A 12,446-nucleotide genomic window follows, 5' to 3' on the forward strand; every position below is an offset into this window, starting at 1 on the left:
GTCAGCCGCTATCCGGGGAGCGCCAAGCGGCGCTTAGACCGGCTGCTGATGGTGGGTAAAGCGCGAGGCCAGCGGCAGCCAGCACAGCAGAATCAACAGACCCATCAGCATCATCAGCAGACCGAGACTGCCCTGACCGTTTTGCGGCATCATCGCCGACAGCCAGGCCAGTACGCCGGAGCCGATATTCTGCAAGCCGCCAACCAGCGCCCCGGCGGTACCGGCGAGGAACGGGAATGGCTCCATCGCGCCGCTGGTGGCCAGCGGGAACAGCATGCCGGCGCCGAAGAAGAACAGCGCCGCCGGCACCAGCAGGGTCCAGACGGTCATGACGCCCAGCAGCCCCGGGATCCACATCATCAGACCCGCCAGCAGGCAGCAGATAACCGATTGCCACATCAGGGTCGGGAAACGCTTGTTCGGGCGGCCGGCAAACCAGGCGCCGAAGAAGGCCGCCGGGATCGGCAGAATAAACAGAATACTCACCGCCATGCTGCTCAGGCCGAGCACCGCGCCCATCAGTACGCCGGAACAGGCTTCGAATACCGCAATCCCCGCCAGGCCGCCGATCAGCATCAGCAGATAGCAGTTAAACGCGCCAGTGCCGAACAGCGTTTTGTAGCTGGCCAGAAGTTTGGTGCGCGGCGCGCCCTCCGGGCGCGTTTCCGGCATCCATTTCGCCATGCTGAAGGTCACCCCGGCGCACAGCACCAGCAGGAAAGCGTAACAGGCGCGCCAGCTCCACAGGGTGTCGAGGATGCCGCCGAGCAACGGGGCAATCAGCGGGCTGACCAGAATACCCATATTTAACAGGCTATTGGCATGACGCAGCTGGGCGCCTTCGTACAGATCGCGGGGCAGGGTGCGCGCCATTACGCCGCCGACGCCGGTGCCCATCCCCTGCATGGCGCTGGCGGCGATCAGCACCGGCAGGCTATGGGTGGTCATGGCGACCAGCGTCGCCAGCAAAAAAATCGACATCCCGACAAGGATCACCGGGCGGCGACCAATGCGGTCGGAGAGCGGGCCGTAAAACAGCTGTGAAATACCGTAGGTCAGCAGGTAGGCCGCCATCACGCTTTGAACCGCCCCTTCGCGAACGTTCAGCGCGACCGCCATGTCGGCGATGGCCGGAATATATATGGTCTGCGCCATCTGGCCAACGGCCACCAGCAGTACCAGCATCAACAACAAATTGAAGTTTTTATGCCGTTTCATGTCGATGAATACTTTGTGAGTAAAGAGAAATGAAGAATATGTGACTGGCACATCCCGTAATCGATGGAGGAATCTACCATATAAAAATGACAGAACAACTGCAAAGTGCCGATTGTTGAGGGAATTCCAGGCAGGTTATGTAAACAGGAACGGCAACTAATGTTGCCATTGCAGGCTAAGCGAGGCGCAGGAGGATCGCCCCGGCGGCAATCCCGCAGGCGGCGAAGATGCGCAGCGGCATCAGTTGCTCTTTCAGGACGATAAAAGCGATCAGCGCGCCGAACAAAATGGAGGTTTCACGCAGCGCGGCGACCACCGCCAGCGGCGCCTGGGTCATCGCCCACAGCGCCAGGCCGTAGGAGCCCATGGTGCCGATACCGCCGAGGATACCTTTTCGCCAGTGCAGGCGCAGATAGCGGCTGGCTTCAGCGCGGCGGGTCATCATTGCCCAGCTTAGCAGGCAGAAGCCGTTCATAAAAAAGGTCCACAGGGTGTAGCCCAGCGCCGAGCCCGCCAGTCGGACGCCGGTGCCGTCCACCAGCGTATAGCCGGCGATGAAGCAGGCGTTGATCAGCGCCAGCACGATGCCTTTGCGCGAGCTGGCGCGGCCGTTAAAGGCCATCGCCAGAATAGCCAGGCAGATGACGCCGATGCCCAGCCAGGCCAGCGGCGACAAGCGATCGCCGAGAAACAGCACGCTTATCGCCGCCACCAGCAATGGGGCAGTTCCCCGCATCAGCGGATAGGTCTGGCTCATATCCGACACCTGATAGGTCTTCGCCACCAGCACCGTATACACCACCTGTAACGCGCACGACGCCAGCAGATAGGGGGCGCTGGCAAGCGTTGGCTGCGGGGAAAAGGGCAGCATCACCAGCGCGATCAGCGCGGCCGAGCCGCTGACGCCGATCGCCGCGTACATTTTATCGCCGCTGGCTTTGACAATAGCGTTCCAGCTGGCGTGCAGCAGGGCGGCGAACAGCAAAATGCAGAATACGGTGATGGTCATCGCAGACAGGTTCAACAGTGAAGGTCACCGGACTGTAACACGCGCCCGCGCTGCCAGCCAGCGGGGGCTACAGCGAACAAAACAGGCGATGCGTCACCCGCGGTTCATCGTACACCGGGCGAAAGCCAAGTCTTTCATAAAAGGGCCAGGCCTGCGCCGGGGCGTGGGTGTTCAGAAAATCAAACCAGGCGCTGGAGTGGGTGATAACCGAGACCAGCAGCTGCTGGCCGATCCCCCGGCGGCGGTAGCGCTCGCTGATGTAGAGATGGCGAATACGCCCGGCCCGCGGCTGCGGGCTGAAGGGATCGCTATTGATGCCGCATACCCCAACCAGCTGGTGGTTCACAAAGGCGCCCAGCAGCGTTTCGCCCGGCGCGGTAAAGCGGTTTTTGCCGCTCTGCCAGTTTTCCGCCAGGCGGCGCAGCATATTGAAATGCTGTTCAAGGCTTTCGGTGCGCAGCGCCGCGAACCCCGGGGCATCCGGCGTCGTGGCGGCAATTAACAGGGGTGGCATAGCTTCCTCCATCAAGTCATCCCGGGACGCCCGGCGGGCGCCTGCAGGGGGGCGGTTTCCCGCCCCCCTCAGGTGCGACTTGAACCTGAATCAGCGGAACTGTTTCAGGACTGCATCAAGTAGTTGCAACACAGCAACCATGAGTTTCAGGATTAAAATAATAATATCCATTCCGCCCATACGCGCGTCTCCTGTGGTTAAGGAGCACAATAAGCTGACGTACCTTTCCGCTGCCTGTTGCCAGCTTATCCCTGCCTGTCGCCGGCGGCGTCGCCCTGGCCAATGATTGCTCCTTCCGTGGACGGCTTACCGGCCCGCCGCCAGCAACGACAGGGGTGCGCAGCGCTGAACCACGCGTTGCCGCGCGGACCAGTGACTGCACGTTGTTGACGTAACACAGTGTGCTCTCTCGGGGTTAAGGCACTGACGGCACCACCCGTTTCAGCCAGGACTTCGTTGCGCCGGTCAAACTTGCGGCCCCCGAATGGCACACCATGAACACACCCAGTATAGATAAATACTGTATGGATGAACAGTATTTTTTGGACAAATCCGCCGCTCTCGCCCATACTCTATGACAGAGAAAAAGCGACCTTAAATTGCGCGAACTGCAGCGATCGCGTATACTTTTGGCGTTGACGTAATACAGTGTGCTTGCGGCTACCACCTGTAACCATACTGATAAAAACCTCGCTCCGGCGGGGTTTTTTGTTTTCTGCCCTTTTGCGCCGAACTGTGATCTTTCGCGCAAATTTTCGTGGATGAAAATAAATCCATTGTGAAAACGTAAAACCTGTGTTTGTATAAATTCAGCTTATTTTTCGACACAACAGGTCCCTAATGAACGCAACCCTGATCGCTTCGACCCTACTAAAAACCGCGCCAGCCGCGGTGGTCGTCGTGTCTGTGGTGGTCGTCGTCGGCAATGCGCCGTAGGGTCCGGAACAACACGAATTCCAAACCCCGCCGGCGCAAACCGAGCGGGGTTTTTTGTTGGCGAGCCCCCCGGTAAAGTCGGCCCAGAAGAAAAGGACTGGAGCATGGCAAGTTCGGGCACCACATCAAACACAATGCGCTTTACCGGCGCGCAGCTGGTTGTTCATTTACTGGAACGCCAGGGTATCACTATGGTTAGCGGCATTCCGGGCGGTTCCATCCTGCCTATTTACGATGCCTTAAGCCAGAGCACGCAGATCCGCCACATCCTGGCGCGCCACGAGCAGGGCGCGGGCTTTATCGCCCAGGGGATGGCGCGTACCGAAGGCAAACCAGCGGTCTGTATGGCCTGCAGCGGCCCGGGGGCGACGAACCTGGTGACGGCGATCGCCGATGCCCGCCTGGATTCGATTCCACTGGTCTGCATCACCGGCCAGGTGCCGGCATCGATGATTGGCACCGACGCCTTCCAGGAAGTGGACACCTACGGCATCTCTATCCCCATCACCAAACATAACTATCTGGTGCGCGACATCGCCGAGCTGCCGCAGGTGATCAGCGACGCCTTCCGTATTGCTCAGTCCGGGCGTCCCGGGCCGGTGTGGATAGACATTCCTAAGGACGTACAGTCGGCGACCATTGAGCTGGAAACGTTGCCGGAACCGGGCGAGCGCGCCGCTCCGCCGGCATTCGCCCACGAAAGCGTGCGCGAAGCGGCGGCGATGATCAATGCGGCGAAGCGTCCGGTGCTCTATCTGGGCGGCGGGGTGATTAACGCGCCGCAGGAGATCCGTGAGCTGGCGGAAAAAGCCAATCTGCCGACCACCATGACCCTGATGGCGCTGGGCATGCTGCCGAAGGCGCACCCGCTGTCGCTGGGGATGCTGGGGATGCACGGCGCGCGCAGCACCAACTTCATTCTGCAGGAAGCGGATTTACTGATTGTTTTAGGCGCGCGTTTTGATGACCGGGCGATTGGCAAGACCGAGCAGTTCTGCCCGAACGCGAAGATTATCCACGTCGATATCGACCGCGCCGAGCTGGGCAAAATCAAGCAACCGCACGTGGCGATTCAGGGCGATGTGGCGGAAGTCTTAGCCCAGCTGAACCCGCAGATTGAGGCGCAGCCGCGCGAGGAATGGCGCCAGCTGGTGGCCGACTTGCAGCGCGAATTCCCTTGCGCCATCCCGCAGGAAAGCGACCCGCTTTCCCATTACGGCCTGATTAACGCCGTGGCCGCCTGCGTGGATGATGAAGCGATCATCACTACCGACGTTGGCCAGCACCAGATGTGGACGGCGCAGGCCTACCCGCTCAACCGTCCGCGCCAGTGGCTGACCTCCGGCGGCCTCGGTACCATGGGCTTCGGCCTGCCGGCGGCGATTGGCGCGGCGCTGGCGAATCCGCAGCGCAAGGTTATCTGCTTCTCCGGCGACGGCAGCCTGATGATGAATATTCAGGAGATGGCTACCGCCGCTGAAAATCAGCTGGATGTAAAAATTATTCTGCTGAACAACGAAGCGCTGGGGCTGGTGCATCAGCAGCAGAGCCTGTTTTATCAGCAGGGCGTTTTTGCCGCCACTTATCCAGGGATGATTAACTTTATGCAGATTGCCGCCGGTTTTGGCCTGCAAACCTGTGATTTAAATAACGAAGCCGATCCGCAGGCGGCGCTGCAGGCGATCATCGCTCGTCCGGGACCGGCGCTGATCCACGTGCGCATCGACGCGCAGCAGAAAGTGTATCCGATGGTACCGCCGGGTGCGGCCAATACTGAAATGGTGGGGGAATAAGCCATGCAAAAACACTGTGAAAACGTCATTCTGGAACTCACCGTCCGCAACCACCCCGGCGTCATGACCCACGTCTGCGGGCTTTTTGCCCGCCGTGCCTTTAACGTCGAAGGTATTCTTTGTCTACCGATTCAGGGCAGCGAACACAGCCGCATCTGGCTGCTGGTGAACGACGATCAGCGTCTCGGGCAGATGATTAGCCAGATTGAAAAGCTGGAAGATGTCACCAAAGTGGCGCGTAACCAGTCCGATCCCACCATGTTTAACAAAATTGCGGTGTTCTTCGAGTAAATCGCGCAAGGCTTGAACGGTAAGGTGCTTATGGTTAAGGTAAGCGCCTTTGCCGGATGGCGCTGCGCTTATCCGGCCTACGGACACAGCGCTTTGTCGCCTCAGGCACCAGGACCCTATCATGACCACCATCGCCCTTATTGACGATCATTTGATTGTCCGCTCCGGCTTTGCTCAGCTGCTGGGGCTGGAAACTGATTTTCAGGTTGTCGCCGAATTCGGCAGCGGCCGCGAGGCGCTGGCGGGGTTGCCGGGGCGCGGCGTTCAGGTCTGTATCTGCGATATCTCAATGCCGGATATTTCCGGGCTGGCGCTGCTCAGCCAGCTGCCGAAGGGGATGGCGACCATCATGCTGTCGGTGCACGACAGCCCGGCGCTGGTCGAGCAGGCGCTTAACGCCGGCGCGCGGGGCTTTCTGTCGAAACGCTGCAGCCCGGACGAACTTATCGCCGCGGTGCGCACGGTGGCGGCGGGCGGCTGCTATCTCACACCGGATATCGCCATGAAGCTGGCCGCCGGGCGCCAGGATCCGCTCACTAAACGCGAACGTCAGGTGGCGGAAAAGCTGGCGCAGGGCATGGCGGTGAAAGAGATCGCCGCTGAGCTCGGACTGTCGCCGAAAACCGTCCACGTTCACCGCGCTAACCTGCTGGAAAAGCTGGGCGTCAACAATGACGTCGAGCTGGCGCGCCGTATGTTCGACAGCTGGCAATGAAGACCATACTCCCGCGCCTGCTGTCGGTGATCGGCTGCGCCTTTATCTTCGCCGCCGCCTGGTTTTGTCTGTGGAGCATCAGCCTGCATCTGGTGGAGCGCGCCGATCTGGCGGTGCTGCTGTTCCCCTTCGGCCTGCGTTTGGGGCTGATGCTGCAGTGCCCGCGCGGCTACTGGCCGGTGCTGCTGGGAACCGAGTGGCTGCTGATCTTCTGGCTGGCGCAGGAAGTGGCGCTGGCGCACCCGATAATATTGATGACCGGAAGCCTGCTGACCCTCCTGCCGGTGGCGCTGATCTCGCGATATCGCCAGCAGCGCGACTGGCTGACGCTTCTGCGTCAGGGCGGGGCGTTAATGGCCGCCGCGCTGCTGCAATCGCTGCCCTGGCTGGCGGAGGGGGACGAGGGTCTTAACGCCCTGCTGTTGACGCTCACCGGCGGCCTGACTCTGGCGCCGACCTGTCTGGTGTTCTGGCACTACCTCACCAGCACCGTCTGGCGGCCCCTGGGGCCGTCGCTGGTGGCGCAGCCGGTAAACTGGCGCGGGCGGCATCTGATCTGGTATCTGTTGTTATTCACCATTAGCCTGTGGCTGCAGCTTGGGCTGCCCGCTGAGCTCTCCCGCTTTACCCCGTTTTGCCTTGCGCTGCCGATTATCGCCCTCGCCTGGCACTACGGCTGGCAGGGCGCGCTGATCGCCACATTGATGAACGCTATCGCCCTGATTGCCAGCCAGACCTGGCACGATCACCCCGTCGATCTCCTGCTTTCGCTGCTGGCGCAGAGCCTCACCGGACTGCTGCTGGGGGCGGGGATCCAGCGATTGCGCGAGCTTAACCAGTCGCTACAGAACGAGCTGGCGCGTAATCGTCGTCTGGCGGATCGCCTGCTGGAGACCGAAGAGAGCGTGCGCCGCGACGTCGCGCGCGAGCTCCATGATGATATCGGCCAGACCATCACCGCAATACGCACCCAGGCGGGGATCGTCCAGCGGCTGGCGCCGGACAACGCCAGCGTTCGCCAGAGCGGCCAGCTGATTGAACACCTCTCGCTGGGGGTTTACGACTCGGTGCGTCGCCTGCTGGGCCGCCTGCGTCCGCGCCAGCTTGACGACCTGCCGCTGGAGCAGGCGGTACGTTCTCTGATGCGCGAGATGGAGCTGGAGGACCGCGGCATTGTCAGCCATCTCGACTGGCGGATTAACGAGGCGGGGCTGAGCGAAAACCAGCGCGTGACCCTGTTCCGCGTCTGCCAGGAGGGACTGAACAATATCGTCAAGCACGCCAGCGCCAGCGCCGTGACCCTGCAGGGCTGGCAGCAGGAGGAGCGTCTGATGCTGGTGCTGGAGGATGACGGCTGCGGCCTGCCGCCGGGATCCAGCGCGCAGGGATTCGGTCTGACCGGCATGCGCGAGCGCGTGACCGCCCTGGGGGGCACGCTGACGATCTCCTGCACCCACGGTACCCGGGTGTGCGTCAATCTACCGCTGCGTTACGCCTGAGAGGATCGCTGATGTTCGCCTTTTTAAAAGCCCCGCCTGACGCTGCGCCGATTAGCGATAAACGCGAGCTTGATGCGCGTTATCGCTACTGGCGCCGCCATATCCTGTTGACCATCTGGCTGGGCTACGCGCTGTTCTATTTCACCCGCAAAAGCTTTAACGCCGCGGTGCCTGACATTCTCGCCAGCAACGTGCTAACCCGCAGCGATATCGGTCTGCTGGCCACGCTGTTTTACATCACCTACGGACTGTCGAAATTTTTCTCCGGTATCGTCAGCGACCGCTCCGATGCCCGTTATTTTATGGGGTTGGGGCTTATCGCCACCGGGGTGGTGAATATTCTGTTCGGTTTTTCTTCCTCACTGTGGGCCTTCGCCCTGCTGTGGGCACTGAACGCCTTCTTTCAGGGTTGGGGCTCGCCGGTCTGCGCCCGGCTGCTGACGGCCTGGTATTCACGCACCGAACGCGGCGGCTGGTGGGCGCTGTGGAATACGGCGCATAACGTGGGCGGCGCGCTGATCCCGATGGTGGTGGGAGCGGCGGCGCTACATTACGGCTGGCGCACGGGGATGACCATCGCCGGCGGCCTGGCGATCCTCGCCGGATTATATCTGTGCTGGCGGCTGCGCGATCGTCCGCAGGCGGTGGGGCTACCCGCCGTGGGCGACTGGCGTCACGATGCGCTGGAGATTGCCCAGCAGCAGGAGGGCGCCGGGCTGACGCGCAAAGAGATCCTCACCCGATACGTGCTGGCAAACCCCTATATCTGGCTGCTGTCGCTGTGCTATGTGCTGGTGTACGTGGTGCGGGCGGCGATTAACGACTGGGGCAATCTGTATATGTCGGAGACGCTTGGCGTCGATCTGGTGACCGCTAACTCGGCGGTGACCATGTTCGAGCTGGGCGGATTTATCGGCGCGCTGGTGGCGGGGTGGGGCTCGGATAAGCTGTTTAACGGCAATCGCGGACCGATGAACCTGATCTTCGCCGCCGGCATTTTGCTGTCGGTTGGCGGCCTGTGGCTGATGCCGTTCGCCAGCTACGTGATGCAGGCGGCCTGCTTCTTCACCACCGGTTTCTTTGTCTTCGGCCCGCAGATGCTGATCGGCATGGCGGCGGCGGAGTGTTCGCATAAAGAGGCCGCCGGGGCGGCTACCGGGTTTGTCGGCCTGTTCGCATATCTTGGCGCGTCGCTTTCCGGCTGGCCGCTGGCGCAGGTAATGGATATCTGGCACTGGACCGGATTCTTCGTGGCGATCGCGATTGCCGCCGGCATTTCCGCGCTGCTGCTGCTGCCGTTCTTAAACGCGCAGGCGCCGCGCGCCGCCAGTGAAGCGTGATGCATCTCACTCTTTCGCCGCGAATGGGGCAAAACTAAGAAATTTTCCCGGTTTCACCTGGACGCCGTCTCAGGCCAGACGGCGCGCTGATTTTTACAATGCCTGGCTATGACGCAGGCATAAAAAATCAGCTCAGGAGATACCCATGCTGGCCTTTCTGAATCAGGTTCGTAAGCCGACCCTGGATCTGCCGCTCGACGTGCGGCGCAAAATGTGGTTCAAACCTTTCATGCAGTCCTATCTGGTGGTCTTCATTGGCTACCTGACCATGTACCTGATCCGCAAGAACTTTAATATTGCGCAGAACGACATGATCTCCACCTACGGGTTGAGCATGACCCAGCTGGGGATGATTGGCCTGGGCTTCTCCATTACCTACGGCGTAGGGAAAACCCTGGTTTCCTACTATGCCGATGGCAAAAACACCAAGCAGTTCCTGCCGTTTATGCTGATCCTCTCCGCCATCTGCATGCTGGGCTTTAGCGCCAGTATGGGTGCGGGTTTCACCAGCCTGTTCCTGATGATCGCCTTCTATGCGCTAAGCGGCTTCTTCCAGAGCACCGGCGGCTCGTGCAGCTATTCCACCATCACCAAATGGACGCCACGACGCAAACGCGGCACCTTCCTCGGCTTCTGGAATATCTCTCACAACCTCGGCGGCGCCGGCGCGGCGGGCGTGGCGCTGTTTGGCGCCAACTATCTGTTCGACGGCCACGTGATCGGCATGTTTATCTTCCCGTCGATTATTGCGCTGATCGTCGGCTTTATTGGCCTGCGCTACGGTAGCGACTCGCCGGAATCCTACGGCCTCGGCACGGCGGAGGAGCTGTTTGGCGAAGCGATCAGCGAAGAGGATAAAGAGACCGAAGAAAACGCGATGACCAAGTGGCAGATCTTTGTTGAGTACGTGCTGAAAAACAAAGTGATCTGGCTGCTGTGCTTCTCCAACATCTTCCTCTACGTGGTGCGTATCGGTATCGATCAATGGTCCACCGTGTACGCCTTCCAGGAGCTGAAGCTGTCGAAAGAGGTGGCGATTCAGGGGTTTACCCTGTTTGAGGTCGGTGCCCTGGTCGGCACGCTGCTGTGGGGCTGGCTGTCGGACCTGGCCAACGGCCGCCGCGCGCTGGTGGCCTGCATCGCGCTGGCGCTGATTATCGCCACTCTCGGCGTTTATCAACATGCCAGCAATCAGTACGTCTATCTGGCTTCGCTGTTTGCGCTGGGCTTCCTGGTGTTTGGCCCGCAGCTGCTGATTGGCGTTGCCGCCGTTGGCTTCGTACCGAAAAAAGCGATCGGCGCCGCCGATGGGATCAAGGGCACTTTCGCCTATCTGATCGGCGATAGCTTCGCCAAGCTGGGCCTCGGGATGATCGCCGACGGCACCCCGGTCTTTGGCCTCACCGGCTGGGCCGGCACCTTTGCGGCGCTGGACGCCGCCGCCATCGGCTGTACCTGCCTGATGGCCATCGTGGCTATCTTCGAAGAGCGTAAAATTCGCCGCGAGAAAAAGAACCGTATTTTGCAGACTGCCTGATTCACCAGGTATTTGGTAACCTTGCCCGGCCATTGCGCCGGGCTTTTTTTATCGTTTCTGCTGGCTGGTTTGTAGCAGCAGCTCCCGCAGCCACTGTTGAGCCGGATCGCGATGATTGCGTTCGTGCCAGGCCATACTTTTGGTAAACCCGGGGATCGCCAGCGGCGGAGTAGCGATTTTCATGCCGCTGGCCATTTTCGCCAGCCTGCGTGGTACTACGGCAATCATGTCACTCACCGCCAGCACTTCCGGCAACACCAGAAAACTGCTGACCGACAATCCTACTCGCCGGGTCCGACCAAGCGCCGCCAGTGCGTCGTCGGTCACGCCGCGAAAGCTATCGCCCTGCCATGAAACCAGAACATGTTCCAGCGCACAGAAGCGGTCTAGCGTTAGCGGCTGGTTGGCCTGGGGATGGTCTTCGCGCAGCAGACAGACATACTCTTCCTGATACAGCGCCCGGCTGTGCAGTTCCGGCGGCGTATCGTGGGGCGTTAACAACGCAATATCCACTTCGCCGCGTTCGGTCTGTGCCAGCAGCGTGGCCGGAGATTCGGGAATAATGCGCACGCGGATACCCGGCGCCATTGGCTTCAGCGCGGCGATAAATGGCACGATCACCGCTTTCAACGCATAATCCGTCGCGGCGATGGTCCAGGTGAAGTCAGCCTCCAGCGGATCGAAAACCGCGGGTTGCAGCAGGGCTTCGGCATCGGTCAGCAGTTGCTTTACCGGAGCCGCCAACGCCTGGGCGCGCAGCGTCGGCACCATGCCGTGCGGGGCGCGGATAAACAGCGGGTCATTAAAGGCGTCGCGCAGGCGAGTGAGCATGCCGCTGACCGCTGGCTGGGTGAGTGCTAGCCGCGCTGCCGCCCGGGTGACGCTGCGCTCATCGAGCAACGCATCCAGGGCTTTCAGCAGGTTGAGATCGAGGTTTCTGATATCAGATTTCATGATAGCCATCCGCAAACGCGATAAGTCACATTATGGTACGTCCGGCAGTCGACAGCAGGCAAATTCCCATTATGATAGTGAGGCCGCGATTGGATGAGAGGATGCATGATCTGGATAGGACTGGCCACCCTGGTAGTGGTGTTTGTTGTGGGATTTCGGGTGCTTACCTCTGATTCACGCCGCGCGATTCGTCGTCTGAGCGAACGCCTGGGCATGACGCCTGTTCCGGTGGAATCGATGATCGATCAGCTGGGCAAAACCGCCGGTCATGAGTATTTGCGCTACCTCGAGCGACCAAATGAAGCGCATCTGCAGAATGCCGCCCAGGTGCTGCTCATCTGGCAGACCGCTATCGTTGACGCCAGCGAAAAAAACCTGCATGACTGGTATCGCCTGATGCAAAAAGCGCGTTTAGCGGCGCCGATTACCGATGCGCAGATCCGTCTGGCGCAAGGGTTTCTGCGCGAACTGGACCCGGATGTCAGTGATCTGTATCACCTGCAGCAACGCTATAATGCGCTGTTCCTGCCGGAAGAGGGCGTGCACTGGCTGCACTGATATCACCCTTGCTTATGATGGTCATCAAAGATGGTGATTCGCTTTATATCACTGCCCGGCGCATGATTAACCTCGTTATATC

At 60.5% G+C, this 12,446-nt stretch carries 14 protein-coding genes; 8 read left to right on the forward strand and 6 right to left on the reverse strand.

Annotated elements, in window-relative coordinates; all coding sequences use genetic code 11:
• Positions 1-33: 33 nt before the first annotated feature.
• The 5 genes from emrD to ABLV54_RS14980 form a co-directional block, all read right to left on the reverse strand.
• Positions 34-1,218: a multidrug efflux MFS transporter EmrD gene (gene emrD / locus ABLV54_RS14960; RefSeq protein ID WP_050534280.1), complete on the reverse strand. Its 1,185-nt coding sequence runs from the start codon at positions 1,216-1,218 to the stop codon at positions 34-36.
• A gap of 175 nt (positions 1,219-1,393) precedes the next feature.
• Positions 1,394-2,227, reverse strand: a complete 834-nt coding sequence (locus ABLV54_RS14965; protein WP_004202252.1) for a DMT family transporter — start codon at positions 2,225-2,227, stop codon at positions 1,394-1,396.
• 67 nt (positions 2,228-2,294) lie between these two features.
• Entirely contained in the window at positions 2,295-2,741 is a 447-nt protein-coding gene (locus ABLV54_RS14970; RefSeq protein WP_004202251.1) for a GNAT family N-acetyltransferase, read from the reverse strand.
• A 90-nt stretch (positions 2,742-2,831) separates the two neighbouring features.
• The gene (gene tisB / locus ABLV54_RS14975; protein WP_004145059.1) at positions 2,832-2,951 is read right to left on the reverse strand and encodes a type I toxin-antitoxin system toxin TisB; all 120 of its coding nucleotides are present in this window, start codon (positions 2,949-2,951) and stop codon (positions 2,832-2,834) included.
• 450 nt (positions 2,952-3,401) lie between these two features.
• Complete coding sequence (locus tag ABLV54_RS14980; protein WP_072096580.1) at positions 3,402-3,569, reverse strand: hypothetical protein; 168 nt, start codon at positions 3,567-3,569, stop codon at positions 3,402-3,404.
• 12 nt (positions 3,570-3,581) lie between these two features.
• Here ABLV54_RS14980 and ivbL point away from each other — a divergent pair, with 12 nt between their 5' ends.
• The 7 genes from ivbL to uhpT all read left to right on the forward strand — a co-directional run bounded on the left by ivbL (position 3,582) and on the right by uhpT (position 10,852).
• Complete coding sequence (gene ivbL, locus ABLV54_RS14985) at positions 3,582-3,677, forward strand: ilvB operon leader peptide IvbL (RefSeq protein WP_002923286.1); 96 nt, start codon at positions 3,582-3,584, stop codon at positions 3,675-3,677.
• A 104-nt stretch (positions 3,678-3,781) separates the two neighbouring features.
• Positions 3,782-5,470 (forward strand): acetolactate synthase large subunit, encoded by a 1,689-nt coding sequence (ilvB, locus tag ABLV54_RS14990; protein WP_032425823.1) that lies wholly within the window; start codon positions 3,782-3,784, stop codon positions 5,468-5,470.
• A 3-nt stretch (positions 5,471-5,473) separates the two neighbouring features.
• Complete coding sequence (gene ilvN / locus ABLV54_RS14995; RefSeq protein WP_023319383.1) at positions 5,474-5,761, forward strand: acetolactate synthase small subunit; 288 nt, start codon at positions 5,474-5,476, stop codon at positions 5,759-5,761.
• A gap of 121 nt (positions 5,762-5,882) precedes the next feature.
• A complete protein-coding gene (gene uhpA, locus ABLV54_RS15000; RefSeq protein WP_023319382.1) occupies positions 5,883-6,476 on the forward strand; it encodes a transcriptional regulator UhpA in 594 nt (197 codons plus the stop codon).
• Positions 6,477-6,493: 17 nt separating this feature from the next.
• Positions 6,494-7,975: a signal transduction histidine-protein kinase/phosphatase UhpB gene (gene uhpB / locus ABLV54_RS15005; protein ID WP_025999189.1), complete on the forward strand. Its 1,482-nt coding sequence runs from the start codon at positions 6,494-6,496 to the stop codon at positions 7,973-7,975.
• Positions 7,976-7,986: 11 nt separating this feature from the next.
• A complete protein-coding gene (locus tag ABLV54_RS15010; RefSeq protein ID WP_004202243.1) occupies positions 7,987-9,315 on the forward strand; it encodes an MFS transporter in 1,329 nt (442 codons plus the stop codon).
• 145 nt (positions 9,316-9,460) lie between these two features.
• Positions 9,461-10,852 carry a hexose-6-phosphate:phosphate antiporter gene (gene uhpT / locus ABLV54_RS15015; protein WP_050533513.1) on the forward strand — a complete coding sequence of 464 codons (1,392 nt, stop codon included), beginning with the start codon at positions 9,461-9,463 and terminating at the stop codon, positions 10,850-10,852.
• Between the two features lie 48 nt (positions 10,853-10,900).
• Here the strand turns inward: uhpT and ABLV54_RS15020 are convergent, their stop codons facing one another.
• Complete coding sequence (locus tag ABLV54_RS15020) at positions 10,901-11,806, reverse strand: LysR family transcriptional regulator (protein WP_050533512.1); 906 nt, start codon at positions 11,804-11,806, stop codon at positions 10,901-10,903.
• A gap of 105 nt (positions 11,807-11,911) precedes the next feature.
• On the opposite strand from ABLV54_RS15020, the gene ABLV54_RS15025 reads away from it, so the two are divergent.
• Positions 11,912-12,364, forward strand: a complete 453-nt coding sequence (locus ABLV54_RS15025; protein WP_048298591.1) for a DUF1198 family protein — start codon at positions 11,912-11,914, stop codon at positions 12,362-12,364.
• Positions 12,365-12,446: the final 82 nt, after the last annotated feature.

Source organism: Klebsiella sp. JB_Kp042 (assembly GCF_040065275.1).
GTDB lineage: Bacteria > Pseudomonadota > Gammaproteobacteria > Enterobacterales > Enterobacteriaceae > Klebsiella > Klebsiella quasipneumoniae.